We start from the raw sequence: 26,921 nt of genomic DNA, 5'->3' as shown, positions 1-26,921 counted from the left end.
CGTCCCTCAGGACAAGGATTTCAGCGCGATGCGACAGGTGGCGATTGGCGTGAGCCTCGCGAGCGTGCTGCTGGCCGGACATTGTGCGGCCGCAGACGTATCAACCGTTCCCACGGTGCATGCCCTACCTCTGTTCGGTGAGCCGGCACTGCCGGCTGACTTTGACCACCTGCCCCATGCCAACCCCGATGCTCCCCATGGAGGCAGCCTGGTTCGTGCTGCTCAGGGCAGCTTCGACTCGACCAATCCCTTTATCGTGCGCGGCACTCCCGCCTCGGGGCTTACCCAGATATATGACACCCTGCTGGAGTCGAACCCTGGTGAACCTTTCACCATGTATGGGCTGCTGGCCGAAGGCATCAGGCTCGATCCGGATCGGCGCTGGGTCGAATTCGACTTGCGCCCGGAAGCGCGTTTTCATGACGGTGAACCGGTTGATGCCGACGATGTTGTCTTCAGTTTCCAGACGCTGACCACCCAGGGACAGCCGTTCTATCGCGCCTACTACAGCGACGTTACCAGCGTGACCGCGGTTGATCGCGATACTATCCGCTTTGAACTTGGAGACAGCGAGAGTCGAGAGCTGCCGCTGATCCTGGGGCAGATGCCGATCCTGCCTGAGCACTTCTGGCAAGACCGTGATTTCGAGGCCGTCACCCGCGACGCCTTACTGGGATCGGGGCCCTATCGTATCGCCGAGGTAGATCCTGGCCGCCGAATCGTCTATGAGCGGGTCGATGACTACTGGGGGTGGCAGGTTCCGGTCAACGTGGGCCGCCACAATATCCAGCGACTGGTGTTTGACTACTATCGCGACCAGACGGTGGCGCTGGAAGCCTTCAAGGCCGGTAACCTCGACTTTCGACTGGAGAACTCCGCCAGCAACTGGGCGACCGCCTACGAGTTTCCTGCGCTCAAGGAAGGGTTTGTCAAACAGCTGCAGGTGCACGATGGCCAGCCAGCGGGCATGCAGGCCTACGTGATGAATCTGCGCAAGGACAAGTTTCAGGACGTGCGCGTGCGCGAGGCCATCACCATGGGCTTCGACTTTCCATGGCTGAATCAGAATCTGTTCTATGGGGCATACGAGCGCACCGACAGCTACTTCGAGAATTCCGAGATGGAAGCCAGTGGCCTGCCTTCCGCCCAGGAGCTTGCCTTGCTGGAGCCCTTTCGTGACCAGCTACCCGAGCAGGTCTTCACCCAGCCATTGCCCATGGAGCAACCCGAGGCCTTACGCCCACGTCTCGCTCATGCCCTTCAGCTGTTGACCGAAGCCGGCTTCGAAGCCCGAGATGGCACGATGATCAATGCGCAGACCGGGGAACCTCTCAACATCGAAATCCTGCTCTACAGCACCCAGTTCGAGCGCATTGCTCAGCCGTTGCTGCGCAATCTTGCAAGGCTGGGCATCCAGGGCAACATTCGCACGGTGGATGTCAATCAGTACCTCAACCGCCTACGCAACTTCGATTTCGACATGGTGGTGGGCAGCTATCCACAGTCCCTGAGTCCCGGCAATGAACAGCGCGAGTTCTGGGGAAGCGAGTACGCAGACCGCCCCCAGAGTCGCAACCTCATCGGATTGAAGGATCCGGTCATCGATGCCCTCGTGGATCGTCTTATCGCCGCGGAATCGCGCGAGGCACTGGATACGGCCGCGCATGCCCTCGACCGGGTGTTGCGCTGGGGGTTCTATGTGGTTCCGCAGTTTCACCTGGCCGCACACCGTATCGCGCTGTGGGACAAGTTCGCCTGGCAGGAGCCCTTTCCCGAGTACACGCTCGATCTCAGCGCCTGGTGGGTCGATGGCGAGCGCGAAGAGGCCGTCGAGGCCCGCCAACGCAGCCGCTGAAGGGCTGGCGAGATACCGTCCGCTGGAAGCCCAGCATGAAGGCGGCATAAAGGGGGCGCTGACGTTGATTCGGGCGAGTTGCTGAGTGACGCTCAACGCATCACCGTGGCAGCATGACGAGAACCTGTTCTGCAAGGAAGTGCCGTGGGTGCCTACATACTGCGCCGACTGTTGTTGATGATTCCCACCCTGCTGGGGATCATGCTGCTCAATTTCATGATCGTTCAGGCCGCCCCCGGCGGCCCCATCGATCAAATTCTGGCCCGTTTCGAGGGCTTCTCCAGCGAGGCCAGCACACGTCTGCAAGGCGGAGGTGGCGAGACACTGACCAGCGGAGAGTCACGCGGTAGCCGCGGGGTGCCCGAGCAGTTCATTGCTCAACTCGAACAGCAGTTCGGCTTCGACAAGCCCGCCCATGAGCGCTTCTTCGACATGATGGTGGACTACGCCACCTTCGACTTCGGCGAGAGCTTCTTCCGCGGCGAAGCGGTCACCACACTGATGCTGGAGCGTCTGCCGGTGTCGATATCGCTCGGTCTGTGGACGACGCTGCTGGTCTATCTCATTTCCATCCCCCTGGGGGTACGCAAGGCGCTGAAACACGGCTCCGCCTTCGATGTCTGGACATCGGGGCTGGTCATCGTGGGATATGCCATTCCGGGGTTCCTGTTCGCCATCCTGTTGATCGTGCTGTTCGCGGGCGGCAGCTACTTCGATGTCTTCCCGCTGCGCGGGCTGACCTCACCGGATTTCGCGGAGCTGGGAACCTGGGACAAGGTAAAGGACTATCTCTGGCACATTATCCTGCCGGTCAGCGCCTCGGCCATCGGCAGCTTTGCCACCCTGACCATGTTGACCAAGAACAGCTTTCTCGATGAGATTCATCGGCAGTACGTGCTGACGGCCAGAGCCAAGGGAGCTGGGGACCGCAGGGTGCTGTACGGTCACGTCTTTCGTAACGCCATGCTGATCATCATCGCCGGCATGCCTGCCGCCCTGATTGGCATCTTCTTCACCGGCTCGCTGCTGATCGAGGTGATCTTTTCCTTGAACGGCCTGGGGCTGCTCGGCTTTGAGGCCGTGATGCAACGTGACTACCCGGTCATCTTCGGCACCTTGTATCTGTATACCCTGATAGGCCTCCTGTTAAAGCTGGTGTCCGACCTGACCTATGTCTGGGTGGACCCTCGCATCGACTTCGACACTCGGGAGTCCTGACCGTGCCGACGCTATCCCCCATCACCCGACGCCGACTCAGCGTATTTCGTCACCAGCGCCGCGCCTGGTGGTCGCTGTGGGTCTTTGGATTGCTGTTCGTCCTGAGCCTTGGCGCGGAGTTGGTAGCCAATGACAAGCCGTTGCTGGTGAAGTACCAGCAGGAATGGTATTTCCCGTTGGCCGTGGATTACCCCGACACTGCCTTTGGTGGCTTCCTGCCTACCCCCGCCGACTATCGCGATGCGTTTACCCGGGACGCCATCGAGGCGGACGGCTGGATCCTGTGGGCCCCCATCCCCTACTCCTATGACACCCTGGATATGGCGCTGACCCACCCAGCCCCCTCGCCGCCCGATGCCCGCCACTGGCTAGGCACCGATGACCAGGGGCGGGACGTGCTGGCTCGCGTCATCTATGGCTTCCGCCTATCGGTCATCTTTGCCCTGGTGCTGACCTTGGGCTCCCTGGTGCTAGGCGTGCTGGCAGGCGGGGTGCAGGGCTACTTTGGAGGCAAGGTCGACCTGGTAGGCCAACGCCTGACCGAAATCTGGTCTGGGCTGCCCGTACTGTTCCTGTTGATCATCCTGGCGAGCCTGGTCGAACCGAACCTGTGGTGGCTGCTGGGGATCATGCTGCTGTTCTCGTGGCTCGGCCTGGTGGATATCGTGCGAGCGGAATTCCTGCGTGCGCGCAATCTCGAATATGTCAGGGCGGCAAAGGCCATGGGGCTACCGTCGCATCTGATCATGTGGCGGCATGTCCTGCCCAATGCCATGGTCGCCACCCTGACCTTCATCCCATTCCTGTTCACCGGTGCCATCACCACCCTGACAGCACTGGATTTCCTGGGCTTTGGCTTGCCACCGGGCTCCCCTTCCCTGGGCGAGCTGGTCGCGCAAGGTAAGAACAATCTCCAGGCTCCCTGGCTTGGCATTACCGCCTTTCTGACGCTCGCCATCATGCTGTCATTGCTGGTGTTTATCGGTGAGGGCATCCGTGATGCCTTCGATCCCCGCCACGTGCCCTCTTCGACAAGCAGCGGAACAGCCCAAGGAAGCGAGACATGAGCAGCGATACGCTACTGACCCTCGATCGCCTCAGCATCGACTTCGACGGACATAATGTCGTCAATGAGCTGTCCCTGGAGGTCAGGCGCGGGGAAACCCTGGCGCTGGTCGGGGAGTCTGGCTCAGGCAAGTCGGTCAGCGCACTCGGCGCCTTCAATCTGCTCTCCGATAATGCCAGCGTCTCTGGGGGGCGCTTCCTTGAGCAGGCCGATCTCAGCGGGCTTACACGGGCGCAATGGCAAGGCCTGCTAGGCAACAGAGTCGGCTTCGTCTTCCAGGAGCCGATGACGTCACTCAATCCGCTGCACACGATTGGTCGCCAGCTGGCCGAAACCTTGAGATTGCACCAGGGCATCAAGGGACGTGCGGCACGTGCTCGCTGTCATCAACTACTCGAACAGGTACAGCTGCCCCGTGCGGAAGAGCTACTCGACGCCTGGCCCCATCAACTCTCCGGGGGGCAGCGCCAACGGGTGATGATCGCCATGGCCATCGCCAACGAGCCACAGCTGTTGATTGCCGATGAGCCTACCACGGCGCTGGATGTCACCGTGCAGCAGGATGTCCTTACACTGTTGGCTGAGCTTCGCGATCGCCATGGCATGGGCATGCTGTTCATTACCCATGACTTGAATCTGGTGAAACGCCATGCCGATCGCGTCTGTGTCATGCACCGAGGCGTGGCCCAGGAAACCGGCGATGTCGACGAGGTCTTCAGCGCTCCCCGTAGCCAACATGCAAGAGAACTGCTGGAGGCAGAGCCCGAGGGACAGCCTGCCCCCACCGCAGCAGATGCCAGCCTGCTGATGCGTGCAGAAGGGCTCAGCGTTACCTTCGAGCGCCCGCGGCGGCTGCTGCAACGGGCGCGGCCAGGATTTCAGGCGGTAGCGCCGCTGGACCTCGAAATTGCCGAGGGTGAAACCCTGGGCATCGTTGGCGAGTCGGGTTCGGGCAAGACCACTCTGGCGAGCGCCCTGCTAAGGCTTACCCGCAGTAGCGGGTCCATCCAGTTCGATGACCAGCGGCTTGATCAGCTGAGCGGCAACGCCCTGCGCAAGCAGCGTCGCCAGCTGCAGATGGTGTTTCAGGACCCCTATGGTTCCCTGTCACCCCGCATGCCGGTGGCCGACATCGTCAGTGAGGGGCTGCGCTACCATCACCCCGAGCTTTCCCCGACAGAAGTTGCCGAGCGGGTTCGCCGAACGCTACGGGAGGTCGAACTGCCGCAAGACGTAGCGCGACGTTACCCCCATGAATTCTCGGGAGGCCAGCGCCAGCGTATTGCCGTGGCCAGAGCCATCATCCTGGAGCCTCGTTTGATAGTGCTGGATGAACCCACGTCGGCGCTGGACCGAACCGTTCAGAAGCAATTGATTGATCTGTTGCGACAACTTCAGGAGCGACATGGCTTGAGCTACCTGTTCATCAGTCATGACCTGGCAGTAGTGCGAGCCATGGCGCATCGCGTCATGGTACTCAAGGAGGGAAAGGTGGTCGAAGAAGGCCCTTGTGCCGACATTCTCTCCCGCCCGAGCAGTGCCTATACTCGTGCCCTGGTGGACGCCGCCGGACTCTCAACGGGTGACGACCCTAAGTAACGAGCGTCAGGAACGGCCGACGGTAACGAACGTCAGTAACGGACGGTAACGAGCGTCAATGACGGCCGGCACTCGCTTGCCATGATGTCGCCGTACCACCCCACGGGGGCCGTTCAACGGTGATAGCGTAGTGCCCTGCTCCATCCTGGGATAGACCGCAGCATCATCGCTTGCTGTAACGGTCGACTTGCCAACGTTTGAAGGGAAAAGCTCCGTTACGTTTGCTGCCACGAAACAAGATAACGGTATAAAAAGCTAGAAGCGTAAAAAAGCGTTAATGGGAATGTCAGCCTCATCAAGTGAACCAGAGGATACCTCGTTCTATACTGGCCGGATCAGCCGTTACAGGTCCTGCCATGCGCCGCCTTTGTCTTGTTCTCCTCTTCGCCGTCGGGTGGCTCGCCAGTGGGCAGGCACTCAGCGACGCGTTGGCGCTCAATAGCCAATGGGAATACCGTTGGGGCGACTCTCCTCGAGACAGCAGCGGACGCCTCGTCTGGCTAGATGAAGCTGATACCTCCTGGCAACCCCTGTCGGGTGTCGGTAATCCGCCGGGGCGCGGCCACAACAACAGCCTATGGATTCGCCATCAGCTACCTGACGGTGCCTGGCATCAGCCGGTCCTGTTCATCTCGAGCTTGAACCTGGTGGGGGAAGCCTACGTCGACGGCTTGCAGATCTATCGCCATGGCTCACTGGAGGGTGGGGCCGCCGGGGAATTCGCCGGCTGGACCTGGCACGTCATCGACCTGCCAACGCCGGTCGCTGACAAGATGCTGTATCTCAGAATCAAGTCGACCTACAAGGATATCGGCCTGTGGGGCAAGGTGGTGTTGATGGAGAGGGCCGATGTTCTCCCTACCATCCTGTCGGAGACACGTGGGGAGATCATCATCGCCCTCAGCTGTCTGATCCTTGCTCTGCTCGCGCTGATCCTGATCCTGACGCAACCCGAGCGCTGGCGACTTGGCAGTATCGGGCTATTCTCGCTGGCGGCGGGCTCCATGGTGCTGGCGGAAAGTGATGCCAGCCAGCTACTGCTATTTGCGCCGCTGGCGTGGGATTATGTGGCCGCCTTGGCCTACTTCTCGTTGCCAATCGCCATGGCGCTGATCCTGGAGCACTGGTTCCCGCAGATCCCGCGCAGGGGCCTTCGCCGACTGTGGCTGTGTCTCGTCGGCTATGCAGCCGGAGCACCCGCACTGGCCATGCTGGACATCGTCACCCTACCCACCACGTTTCCAGTCTTCGATATCCTCCTGCTGGCCGCCCTCGCCTACATGTCACGCTGGCTGTTCAGGTACCGCAGGACCTTCGATGGCAACCAGCGCCTGATCGTCGCCAGCTATGCCATCTTCAGCATGGTCACCGTTATCGATATGGTCGTGGCCCACGGTTTTGTGTCCTGGGTGAGCGTTCCTGTGCACCTTGGTGCGCTGGCCTTCATCTTCGCCATGGTGGTCATCGCGGCACGCCACTACGCACGCTCGCAGCGCAAGCTGGAGCACCTCAACAACCAGCTGGAGCAAGAGGTCACGGCACGCACCCGACAGCTCGAGACCTACGCCGAGCGTGAGCGTCAGCGGGCCAGGTTGCTCGCCAACGAGCACAGCAAGACGCATCGCCTTGCCAACTTGATCGACTCGCTGCAAGCCTGCACGTCCCTTGAGCAGGCGCTCGACCTTACCCAACGGGCCATGCCGGACATCCTTGCCCCCATGAGCGGGGCTTTCTATCGGCCCCAGGACGAACCCGACACCATGCACCTCGAGCTATTCTGGCCCACCAGCCACTGCCCTCCAGCGCGTCTGGATGGCTCGACTATTCCACCGCTGGAGGCACGTGGGGACGACGATCTGCCGGACTTCGAGGACCTGCTTCAGCAAATGCGCAGCGAACGCACCGTGCCGGTGAACGGGACCTCCGTTGATGAGCTGCCACGCTGGACCTTTCCCCTGGATGTCACCGGTCCGGGACGACAGCCCCGTCGCCTCGGCGTGATCTGTGTGATACCCCAGGGCCCTCTCGTGCGTCGACCACAATACTGGGATCGCACCTATCACTTTATCGAGCTTGGGGTGAGCCGGCTGGCGCTGGTGCTGTCGAGCATCGCCTTGCAGGAGGAGCTGTCGGCCCTGTCCTACCGGGATGACCTGACCGGGCTCAATAACCGGCGCTACTTCGAGGAGCTATTCGCCCACGAGAGCGCCATATCACTACGTAAGCAAAGTCCGCTGGCGGTGGTCATCCTGGATATCGACCACTTCAAGAAGTTTAACGACCAGCATGGCCATGCCGCGGGCGATAGCGTGCTGGAAGGAGTCGGAAGGATGCTCGCCAACAGCTTCCGTGACATTGACGTGGTGTGCCGGTTTGGCGGGGAAGAATTCGTGGTACTGCTGCCCGGGGCGGCCGCGGAAGATGCTCAACACCGCATGCGCCGAATGTGTGAGGCACTGGCCAGCGCCAGCTTCCGTCATGAAGGAAACAGCCTGGGCACGGTGTCCGTCTCCTGTGGCATTGCCAGCTTTCCTGCCACCACCCAGGATCCCCATGAACTACTGGAACTCGCCGACAAGGCCCTGTACCAGGCGAAGAACGCGGGGCGAGCCAGAATCACTCTGGCCACCCCTCAGTGAGCGCGCTCCCAGCTTTAACAGCCCTTAAAACAGGGCTCGCTCCGCGTCAGTCAGCTCACGCCATTCACCCGGAGCGAGCTCAGGATCCAGCGTCAGTGCTCCAATAGCGTGACGATGTAACGCTTCGACGTGGTTGCCGATCGCGGCGAACATACGGCGGACCTGGTGGTAGCGTCCTTCGACAATGGTCAGTTCGACCTGGCGCGGGCCATGGCATACCAGAGTGGCAGGACGCGTGGGAAGCTCCTCCCCATCCAGCAGCACCCCTTCGGCAAACTGCTCGATCGCTTGCTCGGGATCTTCCAGGTCTCGTGCCAAGGTCACCTGGTAGCGCTTGCCACTGCGGTGACGCGGGGAGGTGATGCGGTGGGACCACTGGCCGTCATCACTCAATAACAATAGCCCGGTGGTGTCGACATCCAGTCGCCCCACCGGCTGGAGCCGTTCTGCCTTGGGTAGATCAATGGCGTCCACCGCTCGCGGGTACAGGCCTCTCCTGGCCGTACACTCTACGCCAACAGGCTTGTGCATCATGATGTAGCGCAACCCCACTAGCGCCAGCGGCTGGCCTTGCCAACTGACGCTGTCATCCTGCGCTAACTGGCGCGCGGCCTTCTTCTCTACTTCCCCGTTCACCGTGACCTCCTCGCGCATCAGCGCACGCTTGGCAAGGCTGCGAGTGAGATCGGTGGTTTCGCTGAGAAAACGGTCAAGGCGCATCAGTAGGTCTCATGGTCAAGGGTAAAATCGTCGGCATCTTGCCATGCCGGGAACTTCTCGCGAAAGGCCGACAGCGCTTCCCTGTCGAGCACACCGGTCCGGACGAAGGCTCGATCACGGGGCTCATCGATCAGCGCATCTCCCTTGGCATCAATCAGCATCGAATCTCCGGCATAGCTTAACCCCTTGGCGTCCTCGCCCACACGATTGACCCCGATCACCGCAGCCAGGTTTTCCACCGCCCGCGCCTGCAGCAGTACGCGCCATGGGTGACGCCGCGGTGCTGGCCAGTTGGCCACACACAGCAGGGCATCATATTCGAAAGGTGCACCTTGGGTTGCCTGCTGCCGCAACCAGACCGGGAATCGCAGGTCGTAGCAGACGCTCAGCAAGATACGAAATCCGTTGAGCTCAACGATGACCCGCTCACGGCCCATGTCATAGCGCTCATGTTCGCCCGCCATACGGAACAGATGCCGCTTGTCATACCAGTGCAGGCCACCATCGGGTTGCGCCCATATCAGACGGTTGAGATAACGCCCTTCATCCACTATTGCGACGCTGCCGGTCATCACACAGTCACGCTGCTTGGCCTGTTCACGCAGCCACTGGACCACCTCGCTGGTTGCCATGGGCTGTGCCATGTCGCGGGAATTCATGGTAAACCCGGTGGCGAACATCTCGGGAAGCACAATCATGTCGGTTTCCCGGCCACCCAGATCGGCCAAGGTGTCTTCGAGCATCCGGCAATTGCTGGAGGGGTCTTCCCAGCGCAGGTCGCACTGAACCAGAGTGGTACGCAGCTGTGACATGGTGATCTCGTCAGTGAAGTTCGTCTGCCTAGACTAAACGACATCGCCGCCGAGACCAAAGCCACCATGCCGCCGACAAGAGTGTGCTAATGTGGCTGGCCGATGCACGCCCTGCATCGATCCCTATCCTGTGTTATGGACGCTCTTTCGATGAAAGGACTCTCCCCCGCTACCGGATCACTCCAGGGTGTCGGTTTTGCGCTTCTCGCCTACGGCATGTGGGGCACCTTCCCCCTGTTCTTCGCCTTGTTCGATGGGGTCAGCGCGCTGGAGATCCTGGCCCATCGCGTGATCTGGTCGTGCCTGTTCCTGGCCCTGGTCATTACCCTGCTAAAGCGCTGGGGGGCCATCGCCCGACTGCGCCACGCGCCGCGCCAGTGGCTGCCAGCGATGGCCTGCGCGCTGTTGATCGGGCTTAACTGGGGGCTTTACATCTACTCGGTCGAGACACATCGGGTCCTCCAGGCCAGCCTGGGCTATTTCATGACGCCGCTGGTCAATGTGATGCTCGGGGTACTGGTCCTGAAAGAGCGGATCACGCTGGTCCAGGGCGTCGCCATCGCCCTGGCCGTGGCCGCCATCTCACTTCAGCTGTTCCAGTTGGGGTCGTTGCCCTGGCTGAGCCTGAGTCTTGCCGCCTCGTTTGGCACCTATGGCTTGCTGCGCAAGCAGCTGGCCTTTGATGGCCTGTCGGGGCTGTTTCTCGAGACCCTGCTGCTGCTGCCGTTGGCGCTACTGCTGCTGCCGCTGCAGCCAAGCCACTTCACCCCTGAGCTCATTGCGGCTCCCCCCTACACGACTGCCTTGCTGGTCGCCTCCGGTGTGTTGACCGCCCTACCCTTGCTGGCGTTTGCCGGGGCGGCGAGACGGCTGACCCTGAGCACCCTGGGCTTCTTGATGTACCTGAACCCAACGCTTCAGTTTCTGATTGCGCTATGGGTGTTCCATGAACCCATCGTGCCGGCGCAGCTGACGACTTTCGCGTTAATCTGGATCGCACTATTGCTCTACTCGTGCTCAAGCCTGTTTCAGCCCCGTCGATCCACCAGGTAGGCTAGCCTGTTGACCGACGAGGGACGCTGCAGGCAGGTGCCGTACACGTCTGCCACTTCCCCCAATTCCATTGGCGGAGCAAAGAAGTATCCCTGACCTTCCTGGACGCCTAGCATCACCAGCCAACTGGCATCTTCAATGGTCTCGACACCCTCGGCCACCACGCACAATTCCATGCGGTGACAAAGCCCGACCAGGGCCGCATAGGCCTGACGGGCTTGATCGAAGCGACGTGCGGCATGCAGCAAGGAGTAGTCCAGCTTGATCGACGTCAACGGCAGTCGCTGCAACAAGTTGAACGCGGTGTAGCCTGAGCCAAAGTCGTCCAAGGCGATGCCAATGCCACGCTCCCGTAGCGCCAGCATCTGACGCTGCACCTGCTCGACATCGTCGACATTTTCATGTTCCACCAACTCAAGCTCCAGACATTCGGGTGCAATCCCGCGTAGCGCCAGCTGCTGTGACACGTAGTCAGGGAAGTCTTCAGCCAGCAGGCTGCTGAGATGCACGTTGACGGAGACACAGTGCAACCACTCCGTCGGGGCCACCAATGAAGCGAGCCAGTCCAGCGCTTGCTTGATCACCCAGCGGTCGAATCGCTCGGCCAAGCCCAGCATCAAAATGACCGGCAAGAAGTCCGCTGGTGGTATGTCTCCGGCCTCGGGGTGTCGCCACCGAATCAGCATCTCGACCCCCACCAGGGAGCGGTTGGGCGGGGCCAGTTTGGGTTGAGCCACCAGCCGCCACTGGGTGTCGGGTTCTTCGATCAAGACACCGACCTGGCGGCACAGCCAGCGTAGATGGGTTTCCTGGTAGGGACCAGCGGCCACCACCCGCAGTATCGGGCGCACCCAGCCTTCTGCTTCCAACCGTTGCATGCCCTCATCGAGGGCGCTCAGGCAGGCGTTCAGGTTACTGGTATGCGCAGGCACCAGGGTCACACAGGCATACCAATGCAACACCTTTTCATTCGCCGCCTGCTGTCGCTTGCACACCAGCGCCAGATAGCTATCGAGCTGTGACTCAACGTCCGGACCGTGAACGTGTGCAGGTATGGCACCGATGATGCGCTCATCCTTTCCGATATACAGGCGCCAGCCCTTGGGCAGGTGCGCAGAAAGAGCATCCAGACTGGAACGTAACAGTGCCTCGAGACACATGTTGCCCAGGCGCCGCCGATAGCGGATCACTTCTGGCGCAGCGAGCAGGAATAGCCATTCGATCTCTGCACAGCGAGGGCCTTGATAGTCTGATTCGAGGGCCATGCGCGTGGGCAGCTGGAAACGATCATCCACCATCAGGCGGCGACGTCGCCTGAGCGATGAAAAGCGAGACAGCAGCAGCATGACCGCCACCAGCAGGCCGGTCAGGGTGACCGCCACCATTCCCACGACCGCCTGCTGATAGCCGCGGGTCAGCTGTTCCAGACGCCCCCTGACACCGACCCATTGAAAGGCGACATGTTCCTTACCATCGAACAGCTGATACCAGCGTGCATGGATAAGATAGCGCTGTGCCATGATCGAGGAGCTGGCGGGCACCAACTCAAACGCTGGCGTCAGCGCGACTTCCACCGCCGCGTGGGCCAGGAACTCGATATCAAGGATGGCGCCACCGGCGCACCCCACCGCCATCTGAAAGGCAAAATGGCAGAACACGGGTACCTTCTGTCGGGCCAGCGCCTCAAGCCGCTCCGCCGTGCTGCCCGGCCCTTCGTTCCAACCGGAGTCACGCCCGCCCTGCATGTAAAGCCGTGTCCCGGGCGGACTGCGCGCAAGCCGCTCGAGGACGAGCTCGGGCGTCCAGCCGTGGATGACATCCACCAGCTGGACATCGCGCACACTGCCGACCACCTCGGTCATGTCATCAATGACGTTGTAGGCGTGCTCCGTATTTTCCCCCAGCAAGATCAGGTGCAATGGCGCGCCAAAGGTATCCACCAACATGTTCAGGGACTGGGCCATGACGGGATAGGACTTCAAGGACTTGACGCCTGCAGCTTCGGCTTCGACCCTGAGCAGGTCATCGTTCAAACCCAATGCCACCACCTTTTCGGGCCATGGTAGAGCGTCTCTATAGCGAAGATAGAAGGCCATGGCCGGGTCGTCGGTGAGAATCAGACTCCCCCTGGGATCCAGACTGGCCTGCTGCAGTCTCGCCAACAGCGCTTCATCGGCCAGGTGCCCGGGCAGACGCAGCGCATCAAGATACTCCACCTGGAACCGGCCGGCCGTCGCCGTCTCGTGAGCAAAGCGTGCTTCCACGCTGGCCACGATATCGTCGTTCCAGCGATACCCCTGATGATAGGACGTCAACAGCAGCAGCGAGGCGTCACCCGCGGCCTCATTGGCGCGTGACGGGGCAGGACTTACCGCCAGCAGCAACCCGGCCGCCCACAGGACAACCAGCAGCATGATCCGACGTCGCCCTGGTCGTGTCATTGCTGAGGTGACTGACATGGAGACAAACTCCGTTAGTCCACTGCAAGCAGCAGAGCGGCCTGCTTAGAGCCGGTCCATCGACAGGATCAGCGAGAGAGGGGCTAGCCACACAAGACGGCTCGTGGTGCCCTGTCATGAGCTTAGGGCCCACGACCACCAATCTCGCACTCTCATCCGAGGTAACACTGATCATCAAAGGGGATAGCCGTCAGCCGAAAGGCCAAGGGTGACGCCGTCATTCGCATCAGACTTTGACGTCGTACCCACAACTGCGCACCATCTGAGCTCACTCAGGAGTCTTGCCTACCATGCCCCTACCCCATTTACTGCTGGTCGGTGCCGGCCACGCGCACCTTTATCTGCTGAGACAGAACGCGCTGCTGAAGCGTTTTCGCATCACCTTGGTGGACCCAGGTGGGTTTTGGTATTCAGGTCTCGCCAGCGGGGTGCTGGCCGGCGACCACAGGCCTTCGCAAGACCGTATCGACCCCGCGCTGCTTTGCCGCCAGAACGGTGTGGACGTCATACGTGCCAGGCTCGTGGCACTTGACCATGAGCAACAGCGAGGAAGGCTGAGCAATGGCTCCTGGCTATCCTTTGACTACCTCAGCCTTAACCTGGGCTCGGCTCCTCTCGCTCCTCTGCCAGTGCATTCGACGACGAAAGATTCACCTCACTACTGGCCAGTCAAGCCGATACCGCGCCTGTTGCAGTGTCGGCGCAGTCTGGAGCGGCGCTTTCATCATCTGCCTCTGAGCCTTCACGTGCTCGGCGCTGGCGCCAGCGGCATTGAAGTCGCCTGCGCGACCAGGGCGCTAGCCCGCCGGCACGGGGTAGCCGACATGGCGCTGCCCATTCACCTGCACCATCGCGGTAACGGCCCCCTGGCACAAGCGTCCGCGGGCGCACAGCGCTATGTCCGTGACTGTCTCGATCGGCGCGCCATCACGCTGCGGGTCCATCCCCGCGCAGAGACGACCTCACTGCCCCCGCTGGTCGATGACGAGGCCAGCGATATCATCGATGCCAGGGGCCTCGCTCCGCCCCACAACCTGGCCCATCTGGGCCTCCCCACTCTAGCGGGACGCGGCATCGCGGTAGCGGCTGACCTGAGGATCGACGGCAGCACCACCCAGTTCGCCGCGGGTGACTGCGCCGCCATCATCGACCAGCCGCTGCCACGTCTTGGGGTGCACGGCGTGCGACAAGGACCCATTCTCGCGCACAACCTGCTGGCCAGCCTCGCCGAGGAGCCACTCAAGCGTTACCATCCCCCAAAGCGGGCACTATCGATCATCAACCTGTGCCATGGCGAGGCCTTGGCTCTCTACGGGTCATACTGGTGGGGCGGACGACTCGCCAGTCGCTGGAAGCGGCATCTGGACATGGGGTTCATGCGGCGGACCAGGGTTCCGGCGTAACCTACATCCATGGACGATGAGGGCCGATCAGACAAGTCGCTACGCCGCCACTTCACCAAGACCAGGACGTCAATCTGCCCATGCTCAAGCGCTACATTCCTATCCTGGCCTGGCTGCCACACTATACGCCGCGACTGTGTGGGAGCGACCTCCTGGCAGGGATCATCGTCACTGTCATGGTGATTCCCCAGTCACTCGCCTATGCCATCTTGGCTGGACTTCCCGCGGTCGTCGGACTCTACGCCAGCCTGCTGCCGGCGGTGGCCTACGCCGTGCTCGGCACCAGTCGCTCTCTCGCCGTTGGCCCGGTCGCCATCATCGCTCTGATGACGGGGGCGGCGCTGTCCAATGTGGCAACCCAGGGGACATCCGCGTATATCGAAGCCGCCTTGGTCCTGGCCCTGCTGTCCGGCCTCATGCTCACGCTGATGGGCTTTCTGCGTCTTGGCTTCTTCGCCAATTTCCTGAGCCACCCGGTCATCGGAGGGTTTCTGTCGGCGTCAGGCCTGCTGATCGCGATCAGCCAGCTGTCGCACTTGCTCGGCATTGATGCCGGCGGCTACACCGCATTGGCGCTGATCACCCATCAGGTACAGCAGTTGGATCACATCAACTGGCCGACCCTGGCGGTAGGCGCCTCGACCCTGCTGTCGCTATGGCTGATGCGCGGATACGGCGTGGCCGCCCTGACCGCGCTGCGGCTACCTGAAGGCCTGGCCAGGTTGCTGGTCAAGGCGGGTCCGGTGGTGGCGGTGGTAGTGACGACGCTCCTCAGCTGGCAGCTTGACCTGGCCCGCTACGGGGTCGACACCGTAGGTCAGATCCCCGCTGGTCTACCCTCCCTCGCCATGCCGAACATTGATCTGCCGCTATGGCACGCGTTGCTGGTACCCGCCATGCTGATCAGCGTGGTGGGCTTCGTCGAATCGATCTCCATGGCCCAGATGCTGGCCGCCAAGCGCCGTGAGCGTATCGCACCCAACCAGGAATTGATCGGCCTGGGGGCAGCCAATCTGGCCGCTGCCTTCAGTGCGGGCATGCCGGTCACGGGAGGACTGTCACGCACGGTCATCAACCAGGAGTCCGGTGCCCGAACGCCCATGGCTGGCCTGTTTGCGGCGCTTGGCATTGGCACGGTGACCCTGGCATTGACCCCGCTGCTCGAGCACCTGCCGATTGCAACGCTTGCCGCGACCATCACCGTGGCGATTCTCACTTTGGTAGATATCCCCCTGCTGCGTCAGACCTGGCGCTACTCACGCAGCGACTTTTCAGCGTTGGCGGTGACCATGCTGCTGACCCTGGTGGAAGGTGTCGAGGCCGGCATCATCGCGGGGGTCAGCCTGTCCATTGCCTTGTTCCTGTATCGCACCAGCAAGCCCCATAGCGCTATCGTGGGGCGCATCCCCGGCAGCGAGCATTTTCGCTCGGTCACCCGTCACGAGGTCGAGACTGTCAGTCACCTGGCGCTGTTTCGCGTCGATGAGAGCCTGTACTTCGCCAACGCACGTTATCTGGAGGACACGCTCTACTCGCTGGTGACCCAACGCCCGGAGCTCAGCGATGTCGTGCTGATCTGTTCCGCCGTCAACCTGATCGACGCTTCCGCGCTGGAGAGCCTTGACGCCATCAACGCCAGGCTCAAGGACTCACGGGTCACGCTGCACCTCGCCGAGGTCAAGGGGCCGGTCATGGACCGTCTGAAGCATTCCGACTTCCTCGATGCCCTGACCGGGCGAGTGTTTCTCAGCACCTTTGCGGCCTGGTCCGAACTGCGGCGCCCGCGAGACTGAGACACTCTGAACCAGCCCCCCTGAACGACACCCGGGGCGATGGCTAACCCGTCGGCACACCCAAGGCCTTAGGCGAATGTCGAGCGCTGCGCCATTCAGGTAAGATGGCGGCGTGATACATGGACGGGCCACGAGATGGAAGACTCACCCAAGCAGAACCTCGCCATCAGCGCCTACCGCTGGCTGAAGCAAGACATTATTCGGGGCACCTTCGCGCCCGGGGAAAAACTCCTCATGGCGGGACTCAAGGAGCGTTATGAGCTGGGCGTCGGTCCCTTGCGGGAAGCGCTCTCCCAATTGGTCGCTGATCGCCTGGTGGTGGCGATCAGCCAGCGCGGCTATCGCGTAGCCCCCATGTCCCTGGCGGAGCTGGCAGATCTCTACGACGCCCGTGCCCAACTTGAGGGACTGATGCTCGAACTGGCCATTCAGCGTGGCGATGATCGCTGGGAAGCCAATATCATTGCCACCGCCCATACCCTGGCCAAGGTGGAAAGCGTCAGCTCCTCTGATGAGCTGCTGGATCTGTGGGACAAGCGCCACAAGGCGTACCACAGTGCCATTGTGGCCGGCTGCAACTCACCTCACCTGATGCAGGTGCGCGAAGCACTGTTCGACCAGGTAGAGCGCTATCGACACCTGTGGCTGCGCGAGACCGTTTTCTCGAGCCAGGCCCTGGCCGCCAAACGCGATGAGCACGCAGCACTGACCGAGGCAGTGCTGTCACGACACACGCAGAAAGCGCGACAGATGATGCGGGACCATTTGATGACCCCGGTACCCATCATCACCGACGTGATGGCCAAACGTGGACTGAGCTGAACCCTGACTCCCCCCACTGGGCCGGCGCTGTTACCTCGGAGGTGAGGAAGACAGCGGCGGCTGCAAGGTCCATCATCGCTAGGGACGCGCTGCGTGCATCAGCTGAGCGGCGAAAGGCGCCCACAGCGCAGAATCCGGAGCCTAGGCGGTAGAGATGGGGAGTTCGAGCAGCGCGTAACGCAGCGAATCGGCGGTGCAGGCATTCATTGTTTCCTTAGGGCTTGTCACCGCAGTGTCATCGGGTAATCCTATGCTTTCCATGAACATGTATGACGCTTGCGTCGCCACCGGAGAGACATCATGCCCCACTTACTGAGATTTTCACGGGAGCTGGAGGCTCGCCTGGACCTACTGGCAGAGCGCACGGGCATGACCAAGGCGGCTCTGATCGAGCGTCTGGTCAGCGAGGGCGCCGAGGTACTTGAGGCAGAGCTGGCACAGCAGGGCGCCGGCAGCGAGCGCGCCGAACGCTCCATTGATCAACTGCTGCGAGAAAGCGGGCTAGGCGCCTGACCCTTCGCCAGCGTCGTCCTTTCCCGGGACTCTTGTGCTCGCGCCAGAGCGGCACGGGGGTCTCGGGGATAGTAGCGTTCTGGCTGACGGGCCACATGGGGGAAGAACCGGGTATCCTTGTACGGCATCTTCATGAATCCTGAGATGCCCAACCCTTCTATCAGTTTCACCGCATCCACAATATCTTCCAGACAGTCCCTGAACTGCTGCTCTCTCGACGGATCCAGCAATCGGTAGTGATGATGAATTTTCAGGTGTGAAGGCAGCACCTCGAAGATGATCATTCCGGTGTGATGAATATCATTGAGCGCTTGCAGCGAACTGATGATGGCGTCGGGTAACACCAGTAGCTCTTCAGGATCGGGACCATCTTCAAAGTAGCTGTGCAGGCGAGAGCGATCCTCCAGCTCAGGGACGGCACTGACCTCGTAGGACAGGGCAAGCCCCGGGTCCACCACGAAAGGATGTTCGGGAGAGCTGCGTTCCAGATGCAAGGTGTCTCTCGCGTTGAACAGACAGCTTTTAAAGATGCCCCGGCGGTGTATCGCGCGCGCCAGCGTGACCATGTTGTTGACGGCGGCCACGAACGCCACTTTCACCTGCGGGTCATGTACGTTCAGCGACGAGTCGATGTAGACGCCATCCGCTTCCCAACGAACGGCGAGTCCTCCCACGACAGGGTATTTGCCCAGCCGGCTGACCGCTGCCAGAAACGCCTTCTCTGTCTCCCCCATGCCCTGCATGAAGTTACGGTAGTAGCGGTCAAGCTGGACGTCGTTGACGTCGGCCAAGGTCTCCTCGACCCCCTCTTCCCGCAGAAAGGCCTTGCGTGAGCTGTAGACCACCGTGTCAATCTCCCGTCGGGCGGGACGACTCCACACCGGCACCAGCGGTGATTCCTGTGGCAAAGGGAGCTCGAGCATGACCAGGCGTCCCATCCGCGGCATCTCGGCGATAAAGTGATCACCCGCCTTGAGCCTGACCTCTGGGTCAGGGTCGAGCATGCCATCCAGGGTCCTGGCAAACTCCATCGGAAGACCCAACGAGGTCGCCGGAATAGCGCGATGACCAAACCGACAGGATTGTGCGGACGCCAGCGCATAAAGGGTCCCGGCGGCACCCTGCTCGTCAAATCGCGGCGATGACAGGGCCCCTCCCAGCTGCTCTTCACCGATGAAGTAGACGTCGCCTAGACGGGCATTGGTCTGCTGCAGGTTGTCTGACATCAGTTCCATCACATTGGCGCTGACAAACTGGCGTCGGGCATCCAGCTGAGCAAAGACCGAAGAGCCCCAGTCGATCAGCGCCACCGTCTCGTCGCGGGCATCGAAGACCAGGTTGGAGGGTTTGATATCGCCATGCACGACTGGCCGCCGTGGCGCCCCCGCGGGAGTTGTCTCCCGTCGCAGCTCACGCAGGATATCGGCCAGCTGAGTGGCAATCCGTACCACCAGACGCGGCGACAGGCGCCCTTGTTGCAGCGAGACTTCTTCGAGATTGAGTCCTGGTGCACGTTCCATCACCAGGATGGGCTGATGCCGCACCCGCTGATAGGCCACCAGGGCAGGCACTCGGGGATGGACCACCTGTTCAAGCATGAAGGCTTCCTCCTCCAGCCTGTCCTGCAGGTGCTGGGGCAAGGTTACCCGGGTGAACTTGAAGACGTAGTGGTGCTGTTCGGCGCTGATGCCGGCGAAGACAAACCCGTAGGCGCCCTTGCCGATCAGCTCGATCTGTCGATAGCCCAGCTGCTCCAGCTGCTGCTGACACAGCGCGACCCATTCCTTCAGCTTGCGTGCATCGTCCTGACTCAACAGGTAGATGGACTGATCTTCCGGAATGTAGAACTGCTGCAGCGGTGCTGGGGCCATGGTGCTTCCTCCACCCTACCCCAGGCGCCAGGCGCGCCTCACGCCTGGCCCCAGGGAGCCTACAGTGAACCTGATCAGGCCAGGTGCAGCAACATGCTTTCAGGGGCTTCAAGATACCCCTTCCAGGCGTTGCAGAAGCGTGCAATGGTGCCACCGTCAAGCAAGCGATGGTCGCCCGCCCAGGTCGCCGTCATGATGGCGCGCCGCGTCACATTACCCGCGGCATCAAAACGCGGTAGCCACTGGGTCTTGCCGATGGCAACAATCGCAGACTCGGGTACGTTGATGATAGGCGCCGCATAGGTGCCCCCGATCGCGCCAATATTGGAGATACTGATGGTCCCGTCCTTGAGATCTGACGCGGACACGCGCCCTTCCCGCGCCGCGGAGGTAAGTCGCTGCACCTCACCGGCAATCTCGAGCAGCGTCAGGCGTTCACAACCCTTGATGTTCGGTACCATCAAGCCGGCCTTGCCATCTACCGCCATGCCCACATTGCACTGGCTGGGGTAAAGAATCTGGGTGACCTGATCATCAAGTCTCGCCTGCACAATTGGGTAGTCCTTCAATGCCAGCGCCAGCGCCTTGATGAAGAATGGCATCACTGTCAGCCGTATCTCTTGCTTCTCCGCGACAGGTTTCAACCTCTCACGCAGCGCCAGAAGCTCAGTGACATCGATCTCCTCCCCATACTGAAAATGGGGAACCGTGCTGGCCGCCGTGACCATCTGCTTTGCCATGGCTGCACGCACGCCGCGCAATGGCTCGCTGCGCTCCACCGCCGACGACTCAGAGCGGTCCGCTTGGACGGGCTGATGCGAAGCGTCACGCTGTTGCTGGTCGTCCACCTGCTGCCCCTGCTCCAGGAAGGCCAGTACATCATGCTTGAGCACGCGACCGTCGCGACCACTGCCTGGCACCTCTTCCAGACGAAGTTGGTGCTCCCGCACCAGCCTGCGCACTGCCGGACTGGCCGGCACTCGGCCGAAGGCTCCGCGCCCAGCACCCCGCGTTTCATGAGCGCGCTGCTCGCGAGTGGCCGCGCCAGCTATGGTTGCTGATGCGCTCGATCCCTCAGCGGTGGGCCGGGACTCGGCGCTGTCAGCGGGAGCTGCCTGCGCGGCTGGCCCAGCGGGCCCTTCTTCCACGCCATCGGCAAGATACCCGAACAGCGGCGCATGTACCTTCGCCATGTCGCCCTTCTCTGCATACAGCGCCTCGACCACACCGTCCTCGGGGGCGGTGATCTCGACCATAGCCTTGTCGGTCATGACGTCGACCAGGCGCTGGTCTTCACAGATCGAGTCACCGACAGCCACGTGCCATTCGACCACCTCACATTCGACGATGCCCTCACCAATGTCCGGCAGCACAAAGTCCACCCGGCGTCTGTTCGACGCTGTGGCAGAAGGCGCAGTCTCTGCGGAGCAGGCCGCGTCCTGCTGTCCATTGAGCGCATCACCGCCCGCCTCGTTGGCATCGCCAGCAGCAGCCTCCGAGTCACCCTGATAGGCAAACAGCGGGGCATGAACACGCGCCATTTCCCCCTTGGTTACATGCAGGCGAGTGACCACGCCAGCCTCGGGAGCGGTAATCTCCACCAGCGCCTTGTCGGTCATGACCTCGACGACCGGCTGATCCTCTTCGATGCGATCGCCCTCGGCGATCTTCCACTCCATGACCTCACACTCGACGATCCCTTCGCCGATGTCAGGAAGCTTGAATTCCGTCATTTCGTGACTCTCCCGGCGCCGTCTCAGTAGTGAAGTGAGGCGGTGATGGCTTCATAGATCTTCAAGTGATCGGGCAGGTACTCTTTCTCCAGGATCAGCGGAAATGGCGTATCCAGCCCGGTCACCCGTCGAATCGGCGACTCCAGATAGAGGAAGCAGCGCTCCTGGATCGTCGCCGCAATCTCGCCGGCGAAACCACCGGTGCGAGGCGCCTCATGGGTAATCACCAGCCGGCCGGTCTTGAGCACGGATTCGACCACCGTGTCCTCATCCCAGGGAAGAATGGTGCGCAGGTCAATGACCTCACAGGAGATGCCTTCCTTCTCTGCCATCTCTACCGCACGCTCGATGACCTCCATCTGGGCGCCCCAGCCCAGCACTGTGACGTCGGCTCCCTCCTTGATTACCTCAGCCTCCCCGATAGGCAGCTGATAATCGCCTTCAGGCACGTCACCGGTCGAGGCGCGATACAGGCGCTTGGGCTCGAAGAACAGCACAGGATCCGGATCCCGGATCGCAGCCAGCAGCAGTCCCTTGGCCTCATAGGGATTACGGGGTACGACAATCTTTAACCCCGGGGTGTGGGCGAAATAAGCCTCAGGGGACTGGGAGTGATAGAGCCCGCCTGAAATGCCGCCGCCGTAGGGAGTCCGAATGGTCATCCCACCGACATTGAACAGGTCCCCTGAACGAAAGCGAAACTTGGCCGTTTCATTCACTATCTGGTCGAACGCCGGAAAGATGTAGTCGGCGAACTGGATTTCGGCCACTGGCACCGAGCCCTGGGCAGCGAGACCGTTGGCAAAGCCGATGATCCCCTGCTCGACCAGCGGGGTGTTGAAGCAGCGCGCCTTGCCGTACTTTTCCTGCAAATGACTGGTGGCACGGAAGACCCCGCCAAAGCCTCCCACGTCCTCGCCGAAGCACAACACGTTGTCGTCTTCGGCCATAGCAATGTCGAGTGCCTGGTTGATGGCCTGCAGCATGTTGATGGTAGGCATGTCAGTCTCCTCCCTGGCTGTCATCATCCTGGCCTAACGCAGGATCCAGGGAACGCGCTCCCCGGGGGTACGCATCGGGATAGCGACGGACGTGCCGCTTCAACTCATCAAGCTGACGCTGCAAGGCAGGCGTCACATCGGCATATACATCGGTGACCATCGAGTCGATGGGAGGTGGCGGCCGCTTCTCGGCGCGCTTCATGGTGTCGAGCACCTCACGCCGCAGTTCGTCCTGCAGCGCCTTCTCCTGCTCTTCGTCCCACCAGCCCTGGGCTTCGAGCCACAGCTGCATGCGACGGATCGGATCCTTGGCGCGCCAGGCGTCCTCTTCCTTGCGCGAGCGGTAGCCGGAGGGATCATCCGAAGAACTGTGGGCCGCCAGACGGTAGGTCATGGCTTCGATCAATACCGGCTTGTTGTCTTCCACCGCGATCTTTCTGGCCAGCTCGGTGGCCCGGTAGACCGCCAGCACATCATTGCCATCGACCCGGATCACATGCATGCGATAACCCAGGGCTCGAGGTGCCACCCCATCGGCGGCAAACTGTTCGACGGATGGGGTAGAGATGGCATAGCCGTTATTGCGGCAAAAGAAGATGACCGGCGCTTCATGCACTGCAGCCATGTTTAGGGCTGCGTGGAAGTCGCCCTCTGACGCGGCACCCTCGCCAAAATAGACAATGGTGCACAGGCCATCGCCGGCCAACTTTTGCCCATAGGCAAAACCCGTGGCTTGGGGGATCTGAGTCGCCAGCGGCGACGAGATGGTCATGTAGTGCAGCTTGCGCGACCCATAGTGGATCGGCATCTGGCGTCCCTTGCCATAGTCCAGCTCGTTACCGAACAGCTGATTCATGAACTCATCAAAACTGAACCCTCGGTACATCAGGGCGCCCTGCTCACGGTACTGGGCCATGATCATGTCGGCGTCATCCAGGGCCGCGGCGCTGCCAATGACAGCGGCTTCTTCTCCGGTGCATTGCATGTAGAAGCTGAGGCGTCCCTGGCGCTGAGCCGCCAACATACGCTCGTCCAGAACCCGCGTGGCCAGCATGGCACGATAGATACGCAATGCCTGGTCACGCTCCAGTGCCGGGCCTTCGGCGCCGTCGTACAGGGTGCCGTCCTGAGAAAGAACGGCATAGGTCGCAATCGAGTATTCGTCGCCAGCCAGGAAGTCCGGGCTGTGCGTTTGTGCGGTCGTTGTCATCGCGCTGTTCCTTTGCCCCTTATGGGGGCAGTGTTGTCGTTATTTCTTCCCCCTACCAGGGGATCGCCCATAGTGGGGTCAACGCACGTTGTTGACGTTAACGTAAACTGATTCACGTGACTAGCCACGACTTTGGTCGAAAATCTAGGCGATAACAGCGGTCACTAGCGTGATAGCCAGAACATCATGCTGGTAACCACCCAGCCTTCAGCAATAGCTCCGGCAGCCTACGAACAGACGCACCGTCCAAACAGCCTGCAAGGCAGGCCGTCGGTGCGCCAGCGGGAGAAGAAGAACGTCGAACGGTAGGGAAACGTCTAACGAGCGTAGAACGTCTAACGCGAGGAAAGTCGTGCGAACACGCTATCGACTGCCAACGCCAGCAGTGCGATCAACAAGGCACCCTGCACGATGTAAGCCGTATTGCCGTTCACGATGCCAGAGATGATGGGATCACCGAGGTTGCTCGAACCGACCGTGGCTCCCAGGGCTGCCGTCGCGATATTGATCGTCACGGAGGTGCGAATACCCGCCAGGATGACCGGCGCAGCCAGCGGAAGCTCCACCTGGCGTAGGATTTGGCCACCGGTCATGCCCATCCCCCGGGCCGCCTCCAGTACCGAAGGTGAGATACCCTCGATACCGGCCAGGGTGTTACGCACGATGGGCAACAAACCGTAAAGCAACAGCGCCACCACGATGGGCAAGGTGCCGAAGCCAAGTACCGGTACCGCCAGCGCCAGCACCGCTACGGGGGGGAACGTCTGGCCCAGCGATGCCACTTGCGCGACCAGTGGCAGGAACTCTCGCCCGGCCGGGCGAGTCACGGCAATCGCGCCTAGCACGCCCAACAGCGTGGCCAACGCAGCTGCGATGGTCACCACCAACAAATGACGGCCCAGCAAGACGAGAAAGTCCACCCGAGCGTAAACCACGTCTCGGCTGTCGGGCTCAAGCCAACGAAAGACGGGTTCGAACAAGGACATGGCCAGACAGCCGACCAGCAATAGCGCGCACCACACGAAAGGCATCAGCCAACGTCGTGTCAGGACATCAGTCATTGAGGCGGGCTCCCACCAGGCGCCGGAAGTTAAGCTCACCGATCGGGATGTCGTCGTCATCGACAACCGCCAGCCGCTCGACTCGCCGCCACAGCATGACCGACAGAGCCTCGCGAAGCGAAGCGGTCTGATCGATGCGTTCACGAGCCACCCCACCTGCCCCAAGGGGCACCATTCGCTCGCTGACGGGCAACAGCGCAGCCTCTTTGAGACCACGGTCTTCCCCACCCAACAGCGAAGCGACAAAGTCATTGGCAGGCTCGCGCAGTAGCTGCAGCGGATGGCCCTGCTGAACGATGCGGCCTTCATGCATCACCACCAGGCGATCCGCCAGCCGCAGCGCCTCATCCATATCGTGAGTCACGAAGACAATGGTCTTGCCCAGCCGCGCCTGGAGATCCCGCAGCTCCAGCTGCAGTGTCTCCCTGGTGATCGGATCCAGGGCGCCAAAGGGTTCATCCATCAGCAGAATGTCCGGGTCCGCTGCCAATGCCCTGGCCACGCCCACTCGCTGAGCCTGTCCCCCGGACAGCTGGTCCGGATACTTGTCGGCGTAGCCGGCCATGGACAGGCCAAGCAACGACATCAACTCCTCTACCCGAGCATCGATGCGCGACTTCGGCCACTTGAGCAGACGCGGCACCAGACCAATATTGCGAGCGACCGTCCAGTGAGGAAACAGCCCAGTGCTCTGAATCGCATAGCCAATACGGCGCCTGAGTACGTCCTCGCGAAAACTGCGAATGGGCTTTTGGTCGATGTGAATCTCACCCTCGCTATGTTCAATCAATCGATTGATCATCTTCAACGTGGTCGACTTACCGCAGCCTGACGTCCCCACCAGACAGCAAAACTCACCGCCGTCTATTTTCAGCGAAACATCATCGACCGCCACGGTATGATCGAACCGCTTAGTGATATGAATGAGTTCGATCATCGTGTGACTCCCCGACCAAGACGCCGTGAAAGATTACCCAATACACCATCGGCGAGCATGGCCATGACCAGGATGGGAAGTGCTCCGAGCAGCACCAGGTCCATCGCCGCTTGCCCCAATCCCTGGAAAATAAAACGTCCAAGCCCGCCGGCACCGATCAGCGCAGCCACCGCCGTCAGGCCAATAGCCTGCACCGTGGTAATCCGCACGCCTTCGAGCAGCACCGGCAGCGCCAATGGCAAACGCACCTGCCAGAACATCTGCCCTCGACTCATGCCCATGCCTCGTGCAGCCTCGATCACTCCACGATCGACACCCTCCAGCGCCACAAAGGTATTACGCACCATCGGCAACAGGCTATAGGTCACCAGAGCCACCAAGGCCGGCGCCCAACCGATGCCACTGATACCGAGCTGATCCAGCCACGGAAAACGCTGCGCGGCCCAGGCCAGGGGCCCTAACAGCAGTCCAAACAGGGCCAGGCTGGGAATCGTCTGCATGAAATTGAGCACCCCAAACCCGGTGCGCTGCAGCGCTGGAAGGCGACGCATCAACAGGGCCAGTGCAGCGCCCAATGCCAGGCTAAGCGCCACCGTCGCCCCGACCAGCAACAGGTGTTCCCCCACCGCTAGCCAGAAGTCGTCCGCCCGCCCCCGATACTCCTGCCACAGGGCGAGACGATCGAGACCAAGAGGAAGACATAGCGCTGTGACAACCAGCGGTACGCAGAGGCATGCGATATAGAGCCCTGCAGGCCAGCGCTGGCGAGTCCTCAGATCCAACAGCGCCAGCAACAGCACGAACAGCGTGCACCAGGCTCCCGCCCCGATGCCCAAGCGCGCCTGTGGCAGCTGCGGGTCGACAAGTTGATGAACGCACAACACTAGCCATAACGGCAGGCCCAACAGTGCCAGCAGGACGAGCCCCAGTGAACGCCATCCAGGATCGGGCTGGCGCGCGACCCAGCCCGCCAAGGCCATGGGAAGACTCGCCAGCACAGCCATCGCCGGCCCCGCCACTTGCCAGGCATAGACAGCGTCACCCGGGACGATGCGGTTGGGAGCGCTGCTGGCCACCGGCAAGCTCCACCATGCGATCAGGCCCAGCGCCATCAATGTCAGCAACACGATATTGCCGCCACGGCGGCTTGCCACTG

Annotated in this window: 20 protein-coding genes; 10 read left to right on the top strand and 10 right to left on the bottom strand. The window is 61.5% G+C overall.

The genetic code is table 11. From position 1 onward, the window contains the following. Positions 1–28 precede the first annotated feature (28 nt). The 5 genes from KUV41_RS09850 (at position 29) to KUV41_RS09830 (ending at position 8,377) form a co-directional block, all read left to right on the top strand. Complete coding sequence (locus KUV41_RS09850) at positions 29–1,855, top strand: extracellular solute-binding protein (RefSeq protein WP_222485886.1); 1,827 nt, start codon at positions 29–31, stop codon at positions 1,853–1,855. A 144-nt stretch (positions 1,856–1,999) separates the two neighbouring features. Beyond that, a complete protein-coding gene (locus KUV41_RS09845; protein ID WP_222485884.1) occupies positions 2,000–3,073 on the top strand; it encodes a microcin C ABC transporter permease YejB in 1,074 nt (357 codons plus the stop codon). Positions 3,074–3,075: 2 nt separating this feature from the next. Further along, the gene (locus KUV41_RS09840) at positions 3,076–4,140 is read left to right on the top strand and encodes an ABC transporter permease (RefSeq protein ID WP_409995523.1); all 1,065 of its coding nucleotides are present in this window, start codon (positions 3,076–3,078) and stop codon (positions 4,138–4,140) included. Continuing rightward, positions 4,137–5,738: an ABC transporter ATP-binding protein gene (locus tag KUV41_RS09835; RefSeq protein WP_222485882.1), complete on the top strand. Its 1,602-nt coding sequence runs from the start codon at positions 4,137–4,139 to the stop codon at positions 5,736–5,738. Before KUV41_RS09840 ends, KUV41_RS09835 begins: the two co-directional genes overlap by 4 nt. 356 nt (positions 5,739–6,094) lie before the next feature. Beyond that, positions 6,095–8,377, top strand: a complete 2,283-nt coding sequence (locus tag KUV41_RS09830) for a GGDEF domain-containing protein (protein ID WP_222485880.1) — start codon at positions 6,095–6,097, stop codon at positions 8,375–8,377. A 24-nt stretch (positions 8,378–8,401) separates the two neighbouring features. On the opposite strand, the gene KUV41_RS09825 is transcribed toward KUV41_RS09830, so the two are convergent. Then, positions 8,402–9,097, bottom strand: a complete 696-nt coding sequence (locus KUV41_RS09825; RefSeq protein WP_206938990.1) for a pseudouridine synthase — start codon at positions 9,095–9,097, stop codon at positions 8,402–8,404. Beyond that, entirely contained in the window at positions 9,097–9,909 is an 813-nt protein-coding gene (locus KUV41_RS09820; RefSeq protein WP_206938995.1) for an amidohydrolase, read from the bottom strand. The genes KUV41_RS09825 and KUV41_RS09820 overlap by 1 nt, the downstream gene beginning before the upstream one ends. A 150-nt stretch (positions 9,910–10,059) precedes the next feature. On the opposite strand from KUV41_RS09820, the gene rarD reads away from it, so the two are divergent. Next, a complete protein-coding gene (rarD, locus tag KUV41_RS09815; RefSeq protein ID WP_222238530.1) occupies positions 10,060–10,962 on the top strand; it encodes an EamA family transporter RarD in 903 nt (300 codons plus the stop codon). Here the strand turns inward: rarD and KUV41_RS09810 are convergent. After that, positions 10,938–13,421, bottom strand: a complete 2,484-nt coding sequence (locus tag KUV41_RS09810; protein WP_222485878.1) for an EAL domain-containing protein — start codon at positions 13,419–13,421, stop codon at positions 10,938–10,940. The two genes, rarD and KUV41_RS09810, sit on opposite strands and share 25 nt — an antisense overlap. Positions 13,422–13,711: 290 nt before the next feature. On the opposite strand from KUV41_RS09810, the gene KUV41_RS09805 reads away from it, so the two are divergent. The 4 genes from KUV41_RS09805 to KUV41_RS09790 all read left to right on the top strand — a co-directional run bounded on the left by KUV41_RS09805 (position 13,712) and on the right by KUV41_RS09790 (position 17,952). Continuing rightward, on the top strand, positions 13,712–14,824 hold the full coding sequence (locus tag KUV41_RS09805) for an NAD(P)/FAD-dependent oxidoreductase (protein ID WP_222485876.1): 1,113 nt from the start codon (positions 13,712–13,714) through the stop codon (positions 14,822–14,824). An 80-nt stretch (positions 14,825–14,904) separates the two neighbouring features. Beyond that, positions 14,905–16,617 (top strand): SulP family inorganic anion transporter, encoded by a 1,713-nt coding sequence (locus KUV41_RS09800; protein ID WP_222485875.1) that lies wholly within the window; start codon positions 14,905–14,907, stop codon positions 16,615–16,617. A gap of 135 nt (positions 16,618–16,752) precedes the next feature. Further along, complete coding sequence (gene csiR, locus KUV41_RS09795; RefSeq protein ID WP_206939004.1) at positions 16,753–17,439, top strand: DNA-binding transcriptional regulator CsiR; 687 nt, start codon at positions 16,753–16,755, stop codon at positions 17,437–17,439. Between the two features lie 300 nt (positions 17,440–17,739). Further along, the gene (locus KUV41_RS09790) at positions 17,740–17,952 is read left to right on the top strand and encodes a hypothetical protein (protein ID WP_222238538.1); all 213 of its coding nucleotides are present in this window, start codon (positions 17,740–17,742) and stop codon (positions 17,950–17,952) included. Here KUV41_RS09790 and KUV41_RS09785 read toward each other — a convergent pair. From KUV41_RS09785 to KUV41_RS09755, 7 genes are all read right to left on the bottom strand, one after another. Next, positions 17,919–19,823, bottom strand: a complete 1,905-nt coding sequence (locus tag KUV41_RS09785) for a protein kinase domain-containing protein (RefSeq protein WP_222485873.1) — start codon at positions 19,821–19,823, stop codon at positions 17,919–17,921. The two genes, KUV41_RS09790 and KUV41_RS09785, sit on opposite strands and share 34 nt — an antisense overlap. 74 nt (positions 19,824–19,897) lie before the next feature. Next, positions 19,898–21,556 (bottom strand): dihydrolipoyllysine-residue acetyltransferase, encoded by a 1,659-nt coding sequence (locus tag KUV41_RS09780; RefSeq protein ID WP_222485871.1) that lies wholly within the window; start codon positions 21,554–21,556, stop codon positions 19,898–19,900. 23 nt (positions 21,557–21,579) lie between these two features. Further along, positions 21,580–22,557, bottom strand: coding sequence for an alpha-ketoacid dehydrogenase subunit beta (locus KUV41_RS09775; protein WP_206939020.1), 978 nt, complete (start codon positions 22,555–22,557; stop codon positions 21,580–21,582). A gap of 1 nt (position 22,558) precedes the next feature. After that, positions 22,559–23,767, bottom strand: a complete 1,209-nt coding sequence (locus KUV41_RS09770) for a thiamine pyrophosphate-dependent dehydrogenase E1 component subunit alpha (protein WP_206939022.1) — start codon at positions 23,765–23,767, stop codon at positions 22,559–22,561. Positions 23,768–24,102: 335 nt separating this feature from the next. Continuing rightward, positions 24,103–24,828, bottom strand: coding sequence for an ABC transporter permease (locus KUV41_RS09765; protein WP_206939025.1), 726 nt, complete (start codon positions 24,826–24,828; stop codon positions 24,103–24,105). Beyond that, positions 24,821–25,765, bottom strand: a complete 945-nt coding sequence (locus KUV41_RS09760) for an ABC transporter ATP-binding protein (protein WP_222485869.1) — start codon at positions 25,763–25,765, stop codon at positions 24,821–24,823. The genes KUV41_RS09765 and KUV41_RS09760 overlap by 8 nt, the downstream gene beginning before the upstream one ends. Continuing rightward, positions 25,762–26,892 carry an ABC transporter permease gene (locus KUV41_RS09755; RefSeq protein WP_315900572.1) on the bottom strand — a complete coding sequence of 377 codons (1,131 nt, stop codon included), beginning with the start codon at positions 26,890–26,892 and terminating at the stop codon, positions 25,762–25,764. The genes KUV41_RS09760 and KUV41_RS09755 overlap by 4 nt, the downstream gene beginning before the upstream one ends. Positions 26,893–26,921: the final 29 nt, after the last annotated feature.

Source organism: Halomonas sp. DP8Y7-1, assembly GCF_019801685.1.
GTDB classification, from domain to species: Bacteria; Pseudomonadota; Gammaproteobacteria; order Pseudomonadales; family Halomonadaceae; genus Halomonas; species Halomonas litopenaei_A.
This window is presented reverse-complemented; position numbering and strand designations above follow the sequence as displayed.